The 18873-nt window shown below is 65.2% G+C and carries 19 protein-coding genes; 11 read left to right on the plus strand and 8 right to left on the minus strand.

What is annotated here, in order from left to right; all coding sequences use genetic code 11:
• Positions 1–67: 67 nt before the first annotated feature.
• Together ACSR87_RS12095 and acs are read left to right on the plus strand one after the other, a co-directional pair.
• Positions 68–1768, plus strand: a complete 1701-nt coding sequence (locus tag ACSR87_RS12095; RefSeq protein ID WP_498530639.1) for an acyl-CoA mutase large subunit family protein — start codon at positions 68–70, stop codon at positions 1766–1768.
• A 186-nt stretch (positions 1769–1954) separates the two neighbouring features.
• Entirely contained in the window at positions 1955–3943 is a 1989-nt protein-coding gene (gene acs / locus ACSR87_RS12100; RefSeq protein WP_498530640.1) for an acetate--CoA ligase, read from the plus strand.
• A gap of 29 nt (positions 3944–3972) precedes the next feature.
• Here the strand turns inward: acs and ACSR87_RS12105 are convergent, their stop codons facing one another.
• Positions 3973–4218: a hypothetical protein gene (locus ACSR87_RS12105; protein ID WP_498530641.1), complete on the minus strand. Its 246-nt coding sequence runs from the start codon at positions 4216–4218 to the stop codon at positions 3973–3975.
• Positions 4219–4394: 176 nt separating this feature from the next.
• Between ACSR87_RS12105 and ACSR87_RS12110 the strand changes: the two genes are divergently transcribed.
• Positions 4395–6017 carry a long-chain-fatty-acid--CoA ligase gene (locus tag ACSR87_RS12110; protein ID WP_498530642.1) on the plus strand — a complete coding sequence of 541 codons (1623 nt, stop codon included), beginning with the start codon at positions 4395–4397 and terminating at the stop codon, positions 6015–6017.
• Positions 6018–6100: 83 nt separating this feature from the next.
• Here the strand turns inward: ACSR87_RS12110 and ACSR87_RS12115 are convergent, their stop codons facing one another.
• Complete coding sequence (locus tag ACSR87_RS12115; protein ID WP_498530643.1) at positions 6101–6709, minus strand: Tat pathway signal protein; 609 nt, start codon at positions 6707–6709, stop codon at positions 6101–6103.
• A 561-nt stretch (positions 6710–7270) separates the two neighbouring features.
• Here ACSR87_RS12115 and ACSR87_RS12120 point away from each other — a divergent pair.
• From ACSR87_RS12120 to ACSR87_RS12145, 6 genes are all read left to right on the plus strand, one after another.
• Positions 7271–8605 carry a substrate-binding protein gene (locus ACSR87_RS12120; protein WP_498531063.1) on the plus strand — a complete coding sequence of 445 codons (1335 nt, stop codon included), beginning with the start codon at positions 7271–7273 and terminating at the stop codon, positions 8603–8605.
• Between the two features lie 120 nt (positions 8606–8725).
• The gene (locus ACSR87_RS12125) at positions 8726–9694 is read left to right on the plus strand and encodes a branched-chain amino acid ABC transporter permease (protein ID WP_008573385.1); all 969 of its coding nucleotides are present in this window, start codon (positions 8726–8728) and stop codon (positions 9692–9694) included.
• Positions 9691–10872 carry a branched-chain amino acid ABC transporter permease gene (locus ACSR87_RS12130; RefSeq protein ID WP_008573387.1) on the plus strand — a complete coding sequence of 394 codons (1182 nt, stop codon included), beginning with the start codon at positions 9691–9693 and terminating at the stop codon, positions 10870–10872. Before ACSR87_RS12125 ends, ACSR87_RS12130 begins: the two co-directional genes overlap by 4 nt.
• Positions 10869–11627 carry an ABC transporter ATP-binding protein gene (locus ACSR87_RS12135; RefSeq protein ID WP_498530644.1) on the plus strand — a complete coding sequence of 253 codons (759 nt, stop codon included), beginning with the start codon at positions 10869–10871 and terminating at the stop codon, positions 11625–11627. The genes ACSR87_RS12130 and ACSR87_RS12135 overlap by 4 nt, the downstream gene beginning before the upstream one ends.
• Positions 11624–12367 carry an ABC transporter ATP-binding protein gene (locus tag ACSR87_RS12140; RefSeq protein ID WP_498530645.1) on the plus strand — a complete coding sequence of 248 codons (744 nt, stop codon included), beginning with the start codon at positions 11624–11626 and terminating at the stop codon, positions 12365–12367. The genes ACSR87_RS12135 and ACSR87_RS12140 overlap by 4 nt, the downstream gene beginning before the upstream one ends.
• A 2-nt stretch (positions 12368–12369) precedes the next feature.
• Complete coding sequence (locus tag ACSR87_RS12145; RefSeq protein ID WP_498530646.1) at positions 12370–13050, plus strand: thioredoxin family protein; 681 nt, start codon at positions 12370–12372, stop codon at positions 13048–13050.
• Here ACSR87_RS12145 and ACSR87_RS12150 read toward each other — a convergent pair.
• The 6 genes from ACSR87_RS12150 to ACSR87_RS12175 all read right to left on the minus strand — a co-directional run bounded on the left by ACSR87_RS12150 (position 13047) and on the right by ACSR87_RS12175 (position 17109).
• A complete protein-coding gene (locus ACSR87_RS12150) occupies positions 13047–13451 on the minus strand; it encodes a universal stress protein (protein WP_008573395.1) in 405 nt (134 codons plus the stop codon). The two genes, ACSR87_RS12145 and ACSR87_RS12150, sit on opposite strands and share 4 nt — an antisense overlap.
• Positions 13452–13505: 54 nt before the next feature.
• Positions 13506–13760 carry a DUF7520 family protein gene (locus ACSR87_RS12155; protein ID WP_004044033.1) on the minus strand — a complete coding sequence of 85 codons (255 nt, stop codon included), beginning with the start codon at positions 13758–13760 and terminating at the stop codon, positions 13506–13508.
• 410 nt (positions 13761–14170) lie between these two features.
• Entirely contained in the window at positions 14171–15934 is a 1764-nt protein-coding gene (locus tag ACSR87_RS12160) for a cbb3-type cytochrome c oxidase subunit I (protein WP_008573400.1), read from the minus strand.
• A gap of 98 nt (positions 15935–16032) precedes the next feature.
• A complete protein-coding gene (locus tag ACSR87_RS12165; protein WP_004064260.1) occupies positions 16033–16392 on the minus strand; it encodes a DUF6684 family protein in 360 nt (119 codons plus the stop codon).
• 102 nt (positions 16393–16494) lie between these two features.
• Complete coding sequence (locus ACSR87_RS12170; RefSeq protein ID WP_498530647.1) at positions 16495–16860, minus strand: DUF7541 family protein; 366 nt, start codon at positions 16858–16860, stop codon at positions 16495–16497.
• A 45-nt stretch (positions 16861–16905) separates the two neighbouring features.
• The gene (locus ACSR87_RS12175) at positions 16906–17109 is read right to left on the minus strand and encodes a VNG_1110C family protein (protein WP_004044029.1); all 204 of its coding nucleotides are present in this window, start codon (positions 17107–17109) and stop codon (positions 16906–16908) included.
• 157 nt (positions 17110–17266) lie between these two features.
• Here ACSR87_RS12175 and ACSR87_RS12180 point away from each other — a divergent pair, with 157 nt between their 5' ends.
• Together ACSR87_RS12180 and ACSR87_RS12185 are read left to right on the plus strand one after the other, a co-directional pair.
• Entirely contained in the window at positions 17267–18376 is a 1110-nt protein-coding gene (locus ACSR87_RS12180) for an OBG GTPase family GTP-binding protein (protein ID WP_498530648.1), read from the plus strand.
• Positions 18373–18864, plus strand: coding sequence for a TIGR04206 family protein (locus ACSR87_RS12185; RefSeq protein ID WP_498530649.1), 492 nt, complete (start codon positions 18373–18375; stop codon positions 18862–18864). The genes ACSR87_RS12180 and ACSR87_RS12185 overlap by 4 nt, the downstream gene beginning before the upstream one ends.
• Positions 18865–18873: the final 9 nt, after the last annotated feature.

Here is an 18873-nt window from a genome sequence, read left to right on the forward strand (position 1 = left end):
GAGCGAACCGCCTTCGGGGCCGACTTCGACCCGAATCCTTAATCATCATCCATACGGATTGGTGGACATGTACGACGAGGACGATTTAGCGTCTATCCGCGAGGCGCGCGACGAGTGGGAATCGGAGACCCGCGACCCCTTCGTTGAGAAGGGCGGCGAGCGCAAAGACCGATTCGCCACCGTCTCGAACCACGAGGTAGACGACCTTTACACGCCCGCCGACGTGGCCGACCTCGACTACGAGTCGGACCTCGGCTTCCCCGGCGAGTCCCCGTACACGCGCGGGGTGTACCCCACGATGTACCGGGGGCGGACGTGGACGATGCGGCAGTTCGCCGGCTTCGGCACGGCCACGGAGACCAACGAGCGCTTCCACTACCTCATCGAGAACGGCCAGACCGGGCTCTCGACGGCGTTCGACATGCCCTCGCTCATGGGCAAGGACTCCGACGACCCGCTTTCGGACGGCGAGGTCGGCAAGGAGGGCGTCGCGGTCGACACCCTCCGCGACATGGAGGTGCTGTTCGACGGCATCGACATCGGCGAGGTGACGACCTCCTTCACCATCAACCCCTCCGCGCCGGTCGTCTTCGCCATGTACGTCGCGCTCGCGGACAACCGCGGCGTCCCCCGCGACCAAATCGGCGGGACCTTCCAGAACGACATGCTCAAGGAGTTCATCGCGCAGAAAGAGTGGGTGATTCCGCCGGAACCGTCGCTCAAACTCGTCACCGACACCGTCGAGTTCGCCGCCGAGGAGACCCCGCGCATCCGGCCCATCTCGGTGTCGGGTTACCACATCCGCGAGGCCGGGTCGACGGCGGTACAGGAACTCGCCTTCACTCTCGCCGACGGCTTCGCCTACGTCGAAGACGCGGTCGACCGCGGCCTCGACGTGGACGAGTTCGCCCCCCAACTGTCGTTTTTCTTCAACTCCCACAACTCCATCTTCGAGGAGGTGGCGAAGTTCCGCGCCGCCCGCCGCATCTACCACGACGTGATGTCGGAGTGGTACGACGCCGAGGACGAACGCTCGACGCAGTTGAAGTTCCACACCCAGACCGCGGGGCAGTCGCTGACGGCCCAACAGCCGCTCAACAACGTCGTGCGCGTGACGATACAGGCGCTCGCGGGCGTCCTCGGCGGCACGCAGTCGCTCCACACGAACAGCTTCGACGAGGCGCTGGCGCTCCCCTCGGAGGAGGCCGTCACCGTCGCGCTCCGCACCCAGCAGATAATCGCCGAGGAGTCCGGCGCGGCCGACGTCATCGACCCCCTCGGCGGGAGCTTCTTCGTGGAGTCGCTGACCGACGAAATCGAGGCCGAGGCGATGGCCTACATCGAGGAGATTCGAGAGATGGGCGACGGCTCCGTCCGTGACGGCGTCCTCGCCGGCATCGACGAGGGCTACTACCACCGCGAGATTAGCGAGGCGTCCTACGAGTACCAGTCGCGGGTCGAAGACGGCGAGGAAATCGTCGTCGGCGTCAACAAGTACGACACCGAGGGGGACACCCGTCCCGACCTGCTCCACGTCGAAGACGAGGTACAGGACCGACAGCTCGCGCGCCTCGAATCCGTCAAGGACGACCGCGACGACGCGGCGGTCGATGCCGCGCTCTCAGAGCTCCGCGAGACGGTCCGCGACGGCGGCAACGTCATGCCGGTGCTCGTCGACGCCGTCAAGGAGTACGTCACGATGGGCGAAATCATGGACGTGTTCGCCGAGGAGTACGGAACGTACCGCGAGTCCATCGGCGTGATGTGAGGGTCGTCGACGCGGCCACCGATCCCCGAAACGTCGGGGATGACATGAACGTTCGCTGACCGGAACGTGCGCCGGCGACGCGCGTAACCGACCGACAGCCCGGCGACCGCCCGTGCCGAAGTTCCCCACGCGGACGACTGGACTACATAGATTTATCATGGAGGATTGGTGTAGTTAGCACGTACTATGGCAGACGGTGACACCGAACTGGAGGCACGGCTGGTCGAGCAAGAGGAGTTCGAACCCTCCGAGGAGTTCGTCGCGCAAGCGAACGTCTCCGACCCGGCCGTCTACGACGAGTTCGAGGAGAACTGGCCCGAGTGTTGGGAGGGGGCCGCCGAGATGCTCGACTGGGACGAGGAGTACGACGAGGTGCTGGACGACTCGAACCCGCCGTTCTACGAGTGGTTCACCGGCGGCAAACTCAACGTCTCGTACAACTGCGTGGACCGCCACGTCGAAAACGGGGACAAGAACCGCGTCGCCATCAAGTGGGAGGGCGAACACGGCGAGACGCGAACGTACACCTATCAGGACCTGTATCGCGAGGTGAACGAGTTCGCGGCGGCGCTGCGCGACCTCGGCGTCGAGGAGGACGACGTGGTCACGCTCTACATGCCGATGATACCGGAACTGCCAATCGCCATGCTGGCCTGCGCCCGCATCGGCGCGCCGCACTCGGTCGTCTTCGGCGGCTTCTCCGCCGACGCGCTGGCGACCCGGATGAACTCCGCGGACTCCCGCTTCCTCGTCACCTGCGACGGCTACTACCGCCGCGGCGACCCGCTCGACCACCTCGACAAGGCCAACGAGGGTCTCGACGGCGTCGACCACGGCGTCGATGCCACGGTCGTCGTCGACCGACTGGGTGACGACGGCTTCGGCCACGACCTGAAGGGCAACCAGCACGACTGGGACGACCTCCTCGACGAGCACGCCGGCGAGCGCGTCGACCCCGTCGAGCGCGACGCCGAGGACATGCTGTTCCTCATGTACACCTCGGGCACGACGGGACAGCCGAAGGGGGTCAAACACACCACCGGCGGCTACCTCGCGTACGCCGCGTGGACCTCGCACGCCGTGCTCGACATCGAGAAGGAAGACACCTACTGGTGTTCGGCCGACATCGGCTGGATTACGGGTCACTCCTACATCGTCTACGGGCCGCTCGCGCTCGGGACGACCACGGTGATGTACGAGGGGACGCCCGACTTCCCCAACCGCGACCGCCTGTGGGACATCATCGAGAAGTACGCGGTCGACATCTTCTACACGGCCCCGACGGCGATTCGCGCGTTCATGAAGTGGGGAAGCCGGTTCCCCGAACAGCACGACCTGTCGAGCCTCCGTCTGCTCGGCACCGTGGGCGAGCCCATCAATCCGCGCGCGTGGAAGTGGTACTACAAGCACATCGGCAACGAGGAGTGTCCGGTCGTGGACACGTGGTGGCAGACAGAGACCGGCGGGATGATGATAACGACCCTGCCGGGAATCAAGAAGATGAAACCCGGGTCCGCCGGGCCCCCGCTGCCGGGCATCGACGCCCAAATCGTCGACACGAGCGGGAAGCAGGTCGACGCCGGGCGCGCGGGCTATCTCACGGTGAACAAGCCGTGGCCGGGGATGCTCCGGACGCTCTACAACAACGACGAGCGCTTCGTTCAGGAGTACTGGCAGGAGTACTCCGACACCGACAGCGACGACCCCGACGACTGGGTCTACTTCCCCGAGGACGGCGCGAAAATCGACGGCGACGACTACATCACCATCCTCGGACGGGTGGACGACGTCATCAACGTCTCGGGCCACCGCCTCGGGACGATGGAAATCGAGTCGGCCATCGTCGGCGTCGAGGGCGTCGCGGAGGCCGCGGTCGTCGGCGGCAACCACGAGGTGAAAGGTGAGGCCGTCTACGCCTACGTCATCACCGAGGAGGGTCAGGACGAGGACGACGAGATGCGGGGGCGCATCATCGAGGGCGTCGAGGACGCCATCGGCCCCATCGCTCGCCCCGAGATGGTCGTGTTCACGCCGGAACTGCCGAAGACGCGGTCTGGCAAGATTATGCGTCGGCTCCTCGAAGAGATTGCGAACGGCGAGGAACTCGGTGACACGACGACGCTTCGGAACCCCGAAGTCGTCGAGTCGATTCAGCGGCAGGTCGAAAGCGAGTAACCGCCGGTTCCGCCGCCGTCGGCCCTACCCTATCGCGGACTTTCTTCCATCCACGCCGACAGCGACGGCTCGTCGCGGAAGTAGCGTCGCTCGCGGACGCCGTCGCGTTCGACCACGGCGAGGAGATGCTTCTCGGAGAGCCGAATCTGCTCGCCGCTGTACGTACACGGTTCGATTCGCTCGTCGCCCGGCCGCCACAGCCGATGGGGGACGACGCGGACGATGGTCTCGTCCCGGCCCGTCGGCGAGCGTCCGGTGTAGTCTGAAAGCGCCATACGCGCGCTACGAACTCCACGAATAAGGTATTTTCCTGCATAGTTTGTGTAGTAATATAGTCTCTCGCGGCCCGAGTCGTGGGCTATTGTCCCTCGGTGTGTGAATTGTTCTCAATGATGCGTACCGCGGTAGCAGCCCGCACATTTATTTTGAACGTTAGTGAAGGATACCGCGTATGAAGAAACCACTCCTGGTGACGGAGTTCCTCGACCGCGCGCGGCGGTACTACGGGGACGAGGAGGCGGTCGTGGCGACGACCGGCGAGCGCTTTACCTACGACGAACTCGGGGAGCGCGCCGACGGCTTCTCGGCGGCGCTCCAGTCCCGCGGCGTCGGGAAGGGCGACCGTGTCGCGGTGCTCGACCCCAACACGCACTACCACCTCGAAGCCGCCTACGGGTCGATGCAGTTGGGTGCGGTCCACATGCCGCTGAACTACCGGCTCGTCCCCGCGGACTTCGAGTACATGCTGAACGACGCGGACGTGACGGCCGTCTACGCCGACTACGCCTTCGCCGAGAAGATAGACGAGGTCCGCGACGAGATTCCCGCTGAGATTTTCGTCACGAACGACCCCGAGAAGGCCGCCGAATCGACCGACGGGGAGTGGCTCGACTTCGACGAACTGGTCGCGGAGTCGACCGACTACGAGCGCCCAGAGATGGACGAAGACGACATCATCACCATCAACTACACGTCGGGGACGACCGGCGACCCGAAAGGCGTCTGCCGCACTCATCGCGCCGAGACGATTCACGCCTACCTCATCTCGATGCATCAGGACATCGCGGACGACGACGTGTATCTCTGGACGCTCCCGATGTTCCACGTCAACGGCTGGGGTCACATCTACGCGATTACCGGCCACGGCGCGAAGCACGTCTGCACCCGCGGGGTGGAGGCTGAGGCCGTGTTGGACGCCATCCGCGACGAGGACGTGTCGTATCTCTGCGCCGCGCCGACGGTGCTGAACATCCTGATGAAACACTACCGCGAGGAGGGGGGCGTCGAGACGACCGGCGCGAGCCCCGTCCGGGCGGCGACCGCGGGCGCGGCCCCGCCGGAGGCGACGATTCGGACCGTCGAAGACGAGTTCGGCTGGCGGCTCATGCACGTCTACGGAGCCACCGAGACCGGCCCGCTCATCACGACCTCGGAGGCCGGTCGCTACCTGACGGACGGCGACGACCGCTTCGGCGTGAAAAAGAAACAGGGCATCGGCTACCTCGGCACCGACGTTCGCGTCGTCGACGAGGACGGAAACGACGTGCCGAGAGACGACCAGTCCGTCGGCGAAATCGTCGTCGCGGGCAACCAGGTGATGGAGAAGTACTGGAACAAACCCGAGGAGACCGAGGAGGCCTTCTCGGCGCGGCTGGAGGGCTACTACCACATGGGCGACCTCGCGGTCGTCGACGAGAACGGCTTCATCAGCATTCAGGACCGCAAGAAGGACATCATCATCTCCGGCGGCGAGAACATCTCCAGCATCGAACTGGAGGACACGCTGTTCGACCACGACGCGGTCGCGGACGTGGCGGTCATCCCCGTCCCGTCCGACGAGTGGGGCGAGTCACCGAAGGCGTTCGTCGTGCCGACGAGCGGCGACCCCGATGCGCCGGGCGTCACCGCCGAGGCGCTCATCGCGTTCTGTCGGGAACGCATCGCGACGTACAAAGTGCCGAAGGAAGTCGAGTTCGTCGCCGAACTGCCGAAGACCGCGACCGGGAAGATTCAGAAGTACGAACTGCGCGAACGCGAGTGGGAAGACGAAGGGCGGATGGTGGGAGAAGGATAGGAACGACCGCGTTAAGCTCGCGTTTCGGCTGGTAGCAAGCTCCTAACCGCGGCCGCGGCGTCTCGTTTCGAGGAGGGGACGGTTCAGCGGTCGTTGCAGGGGCAGTCGAGGCCGAGCGACCCGGGGTTGTTGTTGAACGCGTCGAGAGTGTCTTTGAGCGGTTCGCCGTCGACCATGTCACCGCCGACGGAGACGTACCAGCTCTTTTGCTTGCCGCCGTTCGACCACGCGGAGTTACCGAGCCAGTTCCCGGCCCTGTTTTTGACCTCTTCGATGGTGTAGCCCGCGTAGTCGCCGTACTGGATGGTCGCGCCGTCGCTCGTGCAGCCCGGGTCGTCGCCCGGTCTGTTCCGGAGGTTGAGGACGATTGCGAGGTAGTGTTTCGCCATGATGTTCGCCTTGTCGCCCTTCGTGGGCGCGACGAGGAACTCGCGCCACTCGTCGTGGGTCATCGTGACGCCGCGGAGGGCGTAGTTCGTGTCACCGTTCGGGCCGAGGACCGCCCAGTTGTCGGTGGGGCTGCTGTAATCCGGGTTGTTCGCCCAGTAGCCGGGTGTCTTGGGACACATGGTCGCCGCCACCGAACCGGAAGCCGCGGGGATGCCGATACCGATGCCGAGCGCCGACATCGCGCCGAGTCGGAGCACGGAGCGCCGAGTCGGTCTGAATCCGTCGTTCGTGTCGTCTGTCATAGTGGTGCCACGGGCGTGGCTGCATCGGTGTTCGCGCGTTCCGGGGTTAGTTATAAATCGAACATTCACGACGGTGCGAGATTAACTGGTCAACGAACGCGCGGAAATGGCATTGAAACGGTGCTATCCGGGGATATATATCTAGTATTCTGATAGTTGTCGGCCGGCCGTTCGCGCCGCTCACGCCGGGGCCGCCGCGGTGAGATTGGTGCGGCGTGCCTCGAGACGAGACGGACTGCACGGCGGACTCGTCGCTCTCGACGCCTGACGGGGCGAACGACTGTGCGGGGCGAGTCCGACACCGGCCCGTATTTTGCGCCAGTGACACGTCCCGCGACGCGGAGTGGTCACTGCGGGAGCCGACCGCCGGTCGGGACGACGGACACCTTATATCATGTTGCGGAGCCCGCCAATCTATAATGATTGATTATACAAATATTAGGGAATCAATACATAACTATTATTAACGATGTATCCGCCGATGTGTCTATGGCACGGGATAGCAAGCCGCTCAATAGGCGAGACGTGTTAAAGGCGACTGGTGCTGTCGGAACCGCTGGCTTGGCAGGGCTGGCGGGGTGTACCGGCGGTGGCGACGGCGGCGGTGGTGATGGTGGCGGCGGTGGCGACGGCGGTGACGGCGGTGACGGCGGCGGCGATGGTGGCGACGACTACCCGGCGCTGGGCAACTTCCCCATCGAGGGCGACACGGCCACGTTCGGATTCAACGTCCCGCAGTCGGGACCGTACGCCTCGGAGGGTGAAGACGAGCTTCGAGCCTATCAGCTCGCGGTGAAGCACCTCAACGAGGGCGGCGGTTGGGTCGACTCGCAGTTCGACGACCTCTCCGGCGACGGCGTGCTCGGCTACACCATCGACCACGTGGACGGGGACACGGCCACGGACGCGGACCAGGCGCGACAGTCCGCCTCGGGGATGATTCAGCGCGACGACGCGATTATGATTTCGGGCGGCTCGTCCTCGGCGGTCGCCATCGCGGTCCAAGGACTGTGTCAAAACGAGAAAGTCATGTTCATGTGCTGTCTGACGCACTCGAACGACACCACCGGAAAGGACTGCGTCCGCTACTCCTTCCGGGAGATGTTCAACGCCTACATGACGGGACAGGCGCTCGCGCCGGTCGTTCGCGACGCCTACGGCGAGGGTTTGCAGTTCTATCAGCTCTACGCCGATTACAGCTGGGGCCAGACCCAGCAGGCGTCGATGGAGCAGTTCATGACCGACGTCGCCGGCTGGGAGCAGGTGGAGTCGGTCGCGACCCCGCTCGGCACCTCCGACTACTCGACGTACCTCTCGGAGGCCCAGAGCTCGGGCGCGGACGTGCTCATCTTGAACCACTACGGACTCGACGGCGCGAACTCCATGCAGCAGGCCATCGACGCCGGCATCGACGAGGACATGGAAATCATCGTTCCGCTGTACAACCGCCCGATGGCGGAGGCGGCCGGCGGCGCGATAGAGGGCATCTACGGCACCGTTGCGTGGGACTCGCAGATAGATAACACGCCGTCGCAGGAGTTCACGCAAGCGTTCCGAGACGAGTACGACCGGACGCCCTCGGGCCCCGCGCAGTTGGCGTACGCACAGACGCTCCAGTACGCCGCCGCCGTCGAGCGCGCGGGCACCTTCTACCCGCCGGAGGTCATCAGGCAGCTCGAAGACTACGAGTACGACAACATCGGCATGGGCGCGGAGACGATGCGCGGCTGCGACCACCAGGCACAGCGCGACGTGCCGGTCGTCCAAGGGCTTCCCGGCTCCGAACAGAGCGAGGGGACGTACTTCAACATCGTCAACATCACCAGCCGCGACGACCTCGGCTACGCGTGCGACGCCGGGCCGGCGGCCGAGTGTGAACTCGGGTCCTACGAGTAGCCACTCTCCCCACCGTTATCTTAATGAAAATTAATATCAGACAACCACGCACACGTAAATGAGTAAGATTAGCATACCCATGGTAGTTCACGCCTCGAATATCCGGAGGGGTGGTGGTCGATGAGTCTTCTGTCGGACGTGCTCGTCATCCTGCTTAACGGACTTCAGCAGGGGGCCATCTACGTCCTCTTGGCGGTCGGTCTCTCCATCATCCTCGGGACGCTCAAGTTCGTCAACTTCGCGCACGGCGCGCTGTACCTCGTCGGCACCTACGCGGGGCTGTTCGTCGCGCTGAACGTGCCGCTTTCGAACGGGAAGCTAGCGGAGTGGGGCTTTTCGAGCTTCGGGCTCGATATCGGCTTCTTCGCCGCCCTGATCTTCGTCCCGCTTTTCGTCTTCGGTGTCGGCCTGTTGATGGAGCGGTACCTCGCACGGGCGTTCTACGACCGTCCCGACACCGACCAGATTCTCGTCACGTTCGGGCTCGCAATCGTCGTTCAGGAGCTGTTCCGCGTTCTGTTCGGTAGCAACAGCCTGCCGTTCGAACAGCCCGAGCGAATCCTCTCGTTCGGCTCGTTCGCCGGGCTTCCCGTCTCCGGTCCGGTTGCCCTGCCCATCGTCGGCAACTTCCCGCAGTGGCGGCTCTGGGTCATCGGCATCACGGCCGTCCTCGTGGCGCTCGTGTACCTGCTCGTCGAGTACACCGACTTCGGTCTCGTCGTCCGCGCCGGGACCCGCGACGCCGAGATGGTCCGGCTCCTCGGCATCAAAATCACCCGCCCGTACATCGTCGTCTTCGGCATCGGCGCGGCGCTCGCCGGGGTGGCGGGCGTCGTCGGCGGCCCGCTGAACGTCGTCAATCCAACTATCGGGACGAACATTCTCGTCCCGGCGTTCCTGACGGTCGTCATCGGCGGGGTCGGCAGCATCGCCGGCGCGGTCGTCGGCGGCATCGTCTTCGGTCTCACGACCGCCGCCCTCGTCTCCTTCGCGCCCGCGTGGTCGCAGGTCGGCCTGTACGCCATCGCGGCCCTCGTCCTCCTGACGCGACCGCAGGGTCTACTCGGCGACGAGGAGGTGGCCCCATGAGCGAGAAGGACGCTAACCCGAGCGCCAAAGACGCGCTCGTCGGCGGCAGTCTGTTCGGTCGTTGGGAGAAGCTCCGCGGCCGCGAGGGGACGGTCGTCGGCATCACGGCTGTCCTCGTCGCGGTGTTCCCGTACCTCTTCGCCCGCGCCCCCGTCGTCTCGGGGTTCCTGCAGGGCTACCAGAGCCTCGCGACGCTCATCCTCATCTGGGGCATCTTCGCCATCGGCTTCGACCTGCTTCTCGGCTACACCGGGCTGCTCTCGTTCGGCCACGCGGCCTTCTGGGGCGGCGCGGCGTACGCCGCCGGAATCGTCGCTAAGAACGTCAGCGGCGACCCCATCGTGATGGTCGTCTCGGGGACGCTGTTCGCCGTGTTGCTCGCGTGGGTGCTCGGCTTCCTGTCGCTTCGCCGCGGCGGCATCTACTTCTCCATCCTGACGCTGGCGTTCGCCCAGATGTTCTACTACATGGCCGCGTCGCCGCTGGCGTTTCTGACCAACGGCGAAAACGGCCTGACCGGCGTCGAGGTCGGCAGTTTCCTCGGCGTCATCCACCTCGAAGCCGACATCCCGTCCGTCGGCGGGATGCTCCTCGGGACGTGGCTCTACGCCTTCGTCGGCGCGTTCTTCGTCGGCGCGGTCGCGGTCGCCTACCGCATCCTCAACTCCCCGTACGGGATGGTGTTCCGCGCCATCCGAGAGAACGAACAGCGCGCCGAGTTCGTCGGCCTCAACGTCTGGCGCTACAAGCTCATGGCGTTCATCATCTCGGGCGCGTTCGCCGGCATCGCCGGGAGCCTCTTTACCATCCACGGGGCGTACGTCCCCCTCCAGTCGCTGTTCTGGACGGAGTCGGGCGACATCGTCGTCATGACCGTCCTCGGCGGCGCGGGCTCGATGTTCGGGCCGGTCCTCGGTGTGGGCCTCTACCTCTACATCGAGAACATCGTCAGCACCATCCAGGCGCTGACGATTCCCTTCACGGATATCGTGCTCATTAGGGACTTCGGGTTCTACTGGCACCTCCTCTTGGGCCTCGTCTTCGTCGTGGTCGTCTGGGTCGTCCCCGACGGCCTGTGGGGCATCCTGACCCGCCTCCGCGAGCTCGCGGTCGACCTCGGTTCGAAGGCGGCGAACCGCGTCCGCTCGCGCTCCGGAAACGGGGGTGACGGCCGATGACGCTCCTCGAAACCCAGAACCTCGTCAAGGAGTTCGGCGGCCTCGTCGCGACCGACGACGTGAACCTCACCGTCGAGGAGGACGAGCGCGTCTCCATCATCGGACCCAACGGTGCGGGGAAGTCGACGCTCATCAACCTCATCACGCGACGGCTCGACCCCACCAGCGGCGACATCCGCTTCAAAGGCGAGTCAATCGTCGGCCTCGAACCGCACCAGGTGGTCCAACGCGGCGTCTCGAAGTCGTTCCAGACCGCTTCCATCTTCCCCGACCTCACCGTCAGGGAGAACGCCGAAATCGCGGCGCTGGCGGCCGAGCGCGGCGCGTTCGGCTTCGAGTTCCTGAAACATCGCGACAGCCTCACGGACGTACACGGCGTCGCCCGCGACACGCTCGACTCGGTCGGGCTGTTGGACCGCGCGGACACTATCGCGACCGACCTTCCCTACGGCGACAAGCGTCGCCTCGAAATCGGTATCGCACTCGCGAGCGAGCCCGACCTGCTCCTCATGGACGAACCGACCGCCGGCATGTCTCCCGAGGAGACGAAGTCGACGGTCGAACTCATCGAGCAGGTCAAACGCGACCACGGCCTCACGTTCGTCCTCGTCGAACACGACATGGAAATCGTCTTCAGCATCTCAGACCGCATCGTCGTCCTCAGCCGCGGCGGCATCATCGCCGAGGGGACCCCCGACGAGATTCGGGGCAACGAAGCCGTCCAAGAGGCCTACCTCGGAGGTGTCGAGCTATGAGCCTCCTCAAAATCGACGCCATCGACGCCTACTACGGCGAGAGCCACATCATCCGCGACCTCTCGATGAGCGTCGAGGAGGGCGAGATATGCGCGCTCCTCGGCCGCAACGGCGCGGGCAAGACCACCACGCTCCGGTGTATCGCCGGCGCGACGCCGCCCGACGTACGGAAGGGCAGTATCCGGTTCAAAGACGACGACATCACGGGCGTCCCCGCCGAAGACGTGTCGGTCCGGGGCATCTCGCTGGTGCCCGAGGAGCGGCGCATCTTCCCGAACCTCTCCGTCGCCGAGAACCTCCACCTCGCGGAGGTCGTCAACAACAAGTCGAACACCTTCGGCCGGTCGCTGTCGTTCGGCCACAAGGGGATGTCGACCGAGGAGGTCTACGAGCAGTTCCCCCGACTCGACGAGCGGCGAGACCAGCGCGCCGGGACGCTTTCGGGCGGCGAACAGCAGATGCTCGCCATCGCGCGCGCCCTGAAGCAGAACACGGACCTGCTGCTCCTCGACGAGCCCTACGAGGGGCTCGCGCCGAAGATTATCGAGGACGTTGAGGACGCGGTCGAGCGCATCAGCGACGCGGGCACGACCATCCTGCTCGTCGAGCAGAACGCCGCGGCGGCCATCAAGCTCGCGGACCGCGCGTACGTCATCGACCAAGGGGGAATCGTCTTCGACGGGACCGCCGAGGAACTCCGCGAGGACGACGAGACTCGCGAGCGGTATCTGGGGGTCTGACGATGGCTGCGACCGATATCGACGCCGACCCCGAGACCGCGCTCGAAACGCTCATCGCCGCCGGCGCGGTCGACGAAGCGCCCGACGGAACGCTCTCGACCACGGCGGAGTTCGAGAAGACGCTCGCCGTCTATCACGACATCTACGGGGCGGTCTCGACCGAGGAGTTCCACCAGACCGTCTCTGAGCTCTTCGGCGTCGCCCCCGAGAACGTCGAGGCGCGACTCGACGAGTTCGGCGTCACCAGAGCCGACGTGGTGGCCTATCTCGCGGCCAAGTCGTTCCTCGACGTGCCGGTCGACCAGGACCTCCTTCTGGTCATGGCGGGCCTGCTCGTCGAGATAACCCCGTCGTCGCCGGTGCCGGACGCCCTCGACGAACTCGACGACGACTCCTTCGAATCGTACCTCGCGGCGCACCCGGACGCCGTCGTCCTCGTGTGGCGACGCTTCTGTGAGCCCTGCGACGCGATGAAAGCGGACCTCGACGCCATCCTCGACCGCGTCCCAGACGGGGTCGCGGCCGCGGGGATCGACGGCGAGGCGGCCGACGAGTTCTGTCGGCGGTTCGACGTCGACTCTGCGCCGACGCTCCTGTGCGTTCGTGACGGCGAACTGCGAGAACGAGCGTCCGGCCGCCAGACCCCGGACGAGGTCGCGGCCGTCCTCGACCGGGTGTACTAGCTTTTCCGCTTCGTCGACCCCGTCACCATGACGGGTCGGTCGGAGTTCAGAATCACCGTCTGCGTGACGCTCCCGAACAGCGCCTTGCCCGCGGGCGAGCGCTTCCGCCCGGCGGTGACGATGAGGTCCGCGTCCTCCTCGTCGGCGAACTCGATGATGACCTCCGCGGGGTCGCCCGACGACTCGTTGACGTCGTACTCGATACCGCGGTCTTCGAGGAACTCGCCGGCCTCGCGGACCGAGTGAATCTGCGTCGCCGACGCCCCGCTCGGGTTGTCGGTGAAGCTGTGGACGAGCGTCACCTCCTTCTCGTCGGGTTCGCCGGGGAGTTTCGCGACCTCTTCGACGCACGCGAGCGCGTGTTCCGCGTCGTCATCGACACCGATTACCACGTGGTACATACTATCACGTCCCGGTCGTCGGGCTTAGTATTTGTGCTAAACGATAATGGTGAATTAGGCCGCGTCGTCGAGGCCGGCCGAGACGTAGACGACGAGCGCGAGCGGGACGCCGAGGACGAGCGCGATGGTCAGCGCGCCGTAGGCCGCGAAGCCGGCTGGCGTCGGTGGAAACGGCACCAAGAAGAGAAACCGAGGCGCGCTGAGGCCCGAGACGAACGTTCCGGTGAGGTAGCCCGCGACTCCGGCGACGGCGACGAGCGCGGCGTACAGTCCGAGGACGAAGCGGTGACCGCCGACGTTCGAACTCACGGCCGACGTTCGGGAGCGGACGCTGTTAGGGTTTCCGTTCGGCTCGTCGGGTCGGCGGCCCCGGCGTACCGATGCACCTTTTGCCGCACGCGCTAAGGTCGGAGTATGTCGGATACCGATATCCTCGGACTCGTGCTCGGGGCCATCGCGATACTGATGTTCGCGACGGGCATCCTCCTCGTCGTCTGAGCCCCCGCCGCTTTTCCGCGTCGCCGCCGCCGAGAGCGGCCGCTTCTCTCCAGTCGTGACTCCCGTCGCCCGCGAGCGGCGGCGCTGGCGAGCGCTCGAATACGGACTGCATCGAGCGACAATCCGTCTTCGAGCACGGACAGTCGTCGTCGCGCGCGTTCGCTCTCGCTCTCGAAAACAGCGTCCGAAAAATAACCCGAGCCGCCGGTGAGCGGCGTCGATTACGCGTCGTCAGCGGAGTTCGCGTCCGCGTCCGCGTCGTCGACCGTCTGCCCGCCGTCGGTGGCGAGTTCGGTCTCGTCTTCGCCGCCGTCGGTGACGGCAGTCTCCAGTTTGCGCTCGAACCAGGTCCACTCGGCGGTGGTGAGGTCGTCGTCGGCGAGGTCCCACGGGTCGCCGTCTTCGACCTTGCGTCCTTCGAGCCACGACTGGACGAAGTTCCAGACGAATATCATCTGGCCGACGAGCAGGATGAGCGCGCCGACCGTCGCGACCTGATGGAGCGTCGCGAACTGCGGCAGGTAGGTCGCGTAGCGACGCGGCATACCGCCGTAGCCGAGCAGAATCATCGCGAAGAACGTCAGGTTCGTCCCGACCATCGAGAGCCAGAAGTGCCACTTACCGAGCGTGACCTGGTACATCCGGCCGGTGTAGATGGGGAACCAGTAGTAGAGCCCGGCGAAGCCGGCGAAGGCGATGGCTCCCATGACGATGTAGTGGAAGTGCCCGACGACGTAGTAGGTGTCGTGGAGCACGAGGTCAACCGGAATCGACGCGAGGAAGACGCCCGTCACGCCGCCGATGATGAAGTTCGAGACGAAGCCGATACAGAACAGCATCGGCGTCGTGAGGCGAATCTTCCCGTTCCACATCGTCGTAATCCAGTTGAACGTCTTCACGGCGCTCGGTATCGCGATGGCCAGCGAGACGGCCATGAACGAGGCGCGAAGCCGGGGGTCGATACCCGTCGCGAACATGTGGTGCGCCCAGACGCCGAACGAGAGGACGCCGATGGCGAGCGTGGAGTAGACGACGAACTTGAACCCGAAGAGGCGACGCCCCGCGAAGCGCGGGAGGACGAGGCTCACGATGCCCATCGGGGGCAACACGAGGATGTACACTTCGGGGTGGCCGAAGAACCAAAACAGGTGCTGCCAGAGAATCGCGCCGCCGTCGACCGAGAAGAACATCGTGTCGAAGTTCCGGTCGAGAAGCAGCATCGCGATGGCGCTGCCGAGAAGCGGGAACGCGAAGAGGATGAGACCCGACTGGGTCAGAATCGTCCACGAGAAGATGTCGAGATTCGCCCACGAGACCTTCTCGTCGCGCTCCGTGAAGATGGTCGCGATGAAGTTAATCGCACCCATCGTGGCCGAGACACCCGAGAGGTGCAGGCCGAGAAGCATCAGATCGACGCCGGCGTTCATCTGGTTGCCGGAGCCGACACCGGCCGAAAGCGGCGTGTACATCGTCCAGGCGGTCTGCGCCGGGATGACGTCCGGGATGGGGAAGAACCCGGCCCAGATGAGCAGCGCCGCCGGCGGCAGGAGCCAGAAGGCGATGGCGTTGATACGCGGGAACGCCATGTCGTCCGCGCCGATGAGAAGCGGGATAAAGTAGTTCGAGAACGCGGCGATGATGGGCGTCCCGAACAGGAACAGCATCGTAATCCCGTGGCTTGTGAGCAACGAGTTGTAGAACGTGTTCGAGATGAGCGTCATCGACGGGTCCGCCAGTTCAATCCGCATCAGGACGACCATGAGACCCCCCACGGCGAACGCGACGAGCGCGTACGCGCCGTAGAGCATCCCGATGTCCTTGTGGTCGACCGTCGTCAACCAACGGATGACCCCGGATGGTTTCTCCTCCGAGACGTACTGCTCTGCGGTACCACCGACCGTGCCTCCGCCCGCGAGCGGGGTGTACGACCGCCAGTCTTCGACCCGCGCGAGCCACGCGGCGACGGCGATGAGGAAGACCCCCATGAGCACCGTCAGTGCTAACTGTCCGTTAACCTCCATGGAAGTGCCTGAGTAGTGCAGGGTAATGAAAGATTCGGGACCGCCCTGCGATTCGAGGTGCTTTAAGCCGTCTCGTCCGCGGCTTCGACGGCGTCGTCAGCCGGCGATTCTTCGAGTTCGGCCGCTCCCTCGCTCTCTTCTTCGTGAAGCGGCTTCGCACCGGGGACCGTCGCCCGACCCGGCGCGTAGACGGTGCCTTCCTTCTCGGAGCCGGCGATGGCCTTCCCCGAGAGGTAGGTGAGCGCCGCGAGGAGCACGAACGGCGCGATGAGGAGCGTGTACTGGAGCCCCGAGGTGAGCGATTCGAACCCAAACGGATTGACGAAGGTGAACGCCACCACGAAAAACAGGATGATGGCCAGCGGAACCATGTTGACCGTGAGGTCGAGGATGGTGTCCTTGTCGAACGTCTTGGTTGCCATATCGAGACAGTCGGGGACGCCGTTCAAATAGATTGTTGGTTTCTCGTCCGATTGAGGAGGGTGGGGACGGCCGCGGGGTCCCCCGTGGGTCGCCCGCGGTGGTCAGAACGTCTGTCGCTGTTCGCGGACGAACAGTTCGAAGACGACGCCGCCGACCGCCAGCAGAATCGCGGCCGCGATGACCGCGTAGCCCCGGGTCACGAGGGCGATGTCGGTGAACGCGAGCCCCGCGCCGAACGCGAGGAAGATGACCGCAAGCGCGGTGACTGCGCGAATCGTCGAGGTGACGTAGCCGGACTCCTTGAGGATGCCGACGACGCTCCCGCCGAACAGGAGCAGCCCGCCGACGGCGAGTGGAAACAGGCCAAACAACAGACCCAACTCGGAGATGGGTATCCCGAGCGCGATGAACACGGGCCACGGACTGGCCGTGCGGTACTGGTCGGAGAGTCCCGGCGCTTCGTCCATACGCGTCCGTTGGACTGTGTGGTAACAAGCCCTTCGGAACCGAGACTAGCGGAGAGAGATACCCTGCCGGGCGAGGAAGTCGCTGACTGCGCGAATCTCGACCGGGCTTCCGATAATCCGGCACGTCTCTCCGTCCGCTCGGTGGACGGAGACGACGAACTCCGCTTCGAGGTCGTCGCGCACGCTCTCCAAGAGGTCGCAGGGGAGCACGATTTGCGTGCTGTCGCGAAGCGTCCGGGGGTCGGGCATCGGTGTTCATCGGGCGGTCGAAGGGGTCGTGTATAACCGTGCCGATACTTGTTTTCCCGCGTACGCGCGACCACCACGATATCCGACGCGTCGCCCCGGCGGAATCCGCCGCGCGGAAGGAAAGGGTTTTTCGACGGACGCGGCGGAACTGTTGACGATGGGACTGGAGGAGGAGATCGAAGATATCCGCGAGGAGATATCTAACACGCCGTACAACAAGTCGACCGAGGCGCACATCGGTCGGCTGAAGGCGAAACTCGCGGAACTGAAAGAGAAACTCGAAAACCAGAGTTCGGCCGGCGGCGGCCAAGGGTACGCCGTCGAGAAGACCGGCGATGCGACGGTCGCGCTCGTCGGCTTCCCCAGCGTCGGCAAATCGACGCTCATCAACGCGCTCACCAACGCCGACAGCGAGACCGGCGAGTACGAGTTCACGACGCTCAACGTGAATCCGGGGATGCTGAAGTACAAGGGCGCGAACATCCAGATACTCGACGTGCCGGGCCTCATCGAAGGGGCCGCGGGCGGTCGCGGCGGCGGCAAGGAGGTCCTCTCTGTCGTCCGCACCGCCGACCTCGTCGTGTTCATGCTCTCGGTGTTCGAAATCGAGCGCTACGAGCGACTGCAACAGGAGCTTTACAACAACAAGATTCGGCTCGACACGTCACCGCCGAACCTCTCTATCAACAAGAAGGGGAAAGGCGGCATCAACGTCACCAAAAGCGACAGCGTCGACCTCGAAGAGGAGACCATCAAGGGCATCCTCCGCGAGCACGGCTTCGTCAACGCCGAGGTGACGCTCCGCGGCGAGACGACCATCGACGAACTCGTCGACGGCATCATGAAAAACCGGGTGTACCTACCGTCTATCGTCGCCGTCAACAAGGCCGACCTCATCGACAAGGACTACCTTCCGACGGTCGAGGAGAACCTCCGCGAAGTCGGGCTCGACCCCGACGAGGTGACGTTCATCAGCGCCGAGGCCGAAAAGGGCCTCGACGCGCTCAAAGAGGAAATCTGGGACGCCCTCGGGCTCATCCGCATCTACATGGACAAACCCGGCCGCGGCATCGACTACGACGAACCGCTCGTCCTCCGCGAGGGCGACACCATCGACGACGCCATCCACGAACTCGGTGCCAAACTCGACGAGCGGTTCCGGTTCGCCCGCGTCTCCGGCCCGAGCGCGAAACACGACGACCAGCAGGTCGGCCGCGACCACGTCCTCGCCGACGAGGACGTGCTCCGCATCATCGCCCAGCGGTGACGACCGACTCGGCGGCCCGGTCGGCGTCGCGGTCGCCCGCGCGCCGCCGCCTCCGGCTACTCCTCGTCTTCGTCCTCGGTCTCGTCCCGTGGTCCGTCCAGACGTTCACCGCCGGGAGCGACACGCTCCTGTTCCCGTGGGGCCTCGTCGGCCCCGCGACGGGGAGCGTGACGACCATCACCGACTTCTTTCTGCGCTTTACGATGGGGCTTCCGGACTACATCCTCGTCTGGCCGGTCGGCGTCGCCTGTTACCTCGTCGCGCTCGGAAGCGCGCTCTCGGGCGCCCTGTTCGGCCGCGAGGACGTTCGGCTCACCGCGGCCGGGCTCGCCCTCGCCGGCGTGACCCAGTTGGAGGTCGCCCGCGGCTTTTCGGTCCAACCCGGTCGAACCGCGTGGCCGGTCGGGACCGTTCTCTTGTGGGCCGTGGCGGGGTTCTTGTACTGGTCGCGTGCGTGCGAGCGCGACGCCGACGGCTCCTCGCGCTGAGCGCAACAC

Source organism: Haloferax sp. SDI50, assembly GCF_059802635.1.

Excerpts from the sequence above, each read along its gene's own strand:
- ACSR87_RS12115 (WP_498530643.1), bottom strand. The coding sequence starts at position 6,709 with ATGACAGACGACACGAACGACGGATTCAGACCGACTCGGCGCTCCGTG.
- ACSR87_RS12180 (WP_498530648.1), top strand. The coding sequence starts at position 17,267 with ATGGGACTGGAGGAGGAGATCGAAGATATCCGCGAGGAGATATCTAAC.
- ACSR87_RS12170 (WP_498530647.1), bottom strand. The coding sequence starts at position 16,860 with ATGGACGAAGCGCCGGGACTCTCCGACCAGTACCGCACGGCCAGTCCG.
- ACSR87_RS12110 (WP_498530642.1), top strand. The coding sequence starts at position 4,395 with ATGAAGAAACCACTCCTGGTGACGGAGTTCCTCGACCGCGCGCGGCGG.
- ACSR87_RS12095 (WP_498530639.1), top strand. The coding sequence starts at position 68 with ATGTACGACGAGGACGATTTAGCGTCTATCCGCGAGGCGCGCGACGAG.
- ACSR87_RS12135 (WP_498530644.1), top strand. The coding sequence starts at position 10,869 with ATGACGCTCCTCGAAACCCAGAACCTCGTCAAGGAGTTCGGCGGCCTC.
- ACSR87_RS12175 (WP_004044029.1), bottom strand. The coding sequence starts at position 17,109 with ATGCCCGACCCCCGGACGCTTCGCGACAGCACGCAAATCGTGCTCCCC.
- ACSR87_RS12160 (WP_008573400.1), bottom strand. The coding sequence starts at position 15,934 with ATGGGGGTCTTCCTCATCGCCGTCGCCGCGTGGCTCGCGCGGGTCGAA.
- ACSR87_RS12130 (WP_008573387.1), top strand. The coding sequence starts at position 9,691 with ATGAGCGAGAAGGACGCTAACCCGAGCGCCAAAGACGCGCTCGTCGGC.
- ACSR87_RS12105 (WP_498530641.1), bottom strand. The coding sequence starts at position 4,218 with ATGGCGCTTTCAGACTACACCGGACGCTCGCCGACGGGCCGGGACGAG.
- ACSR87_RS12150 (WP_008573395.1), bottom strand. The coding sequence starts at position 13,451 with ATGTACCACGTGGTAATCGGTGTCGATGACGACGCGGAACACGCGCTC.
- acs (WP_498530640.1), top strand. The coding sequence starts at position 1,955 with ATGGCAGACGGTGACACCGAACTGGAGGCACGGCTGGTCGAGCAAGAG.
- ACSR87_RS12145 (WP_498530646.1), top strand. The coding sequence starts at position 12,370 with ATGGCTGCGACCGATATCGACGCCGACCCCGAGACCGCGCTCGAAACG.
- ACSR87_RS12125 (WP_008573385.1), top strand. The coding sequence starts at position 8,726 with ATGAGTCTTCTGTCGGACGTGCTCGTCATCCTGCTTAACGGACTTCAG.
- ACSR87_RS12165 (WP_004064260.1), bottom strand. The coding sequence starts at position 16,392 with ATGGCAACCAAGACGTTCGACAAGGACACCATCCTCGACCTCACGGTC.
- ACSR87_RS12140 (WP_498530645.1), top strand. The coding sequence starts at position 11,624 with ATGAGCCTCCTCAAAATCGACGCCATCGACGCCTACTACGGCGAGAGC.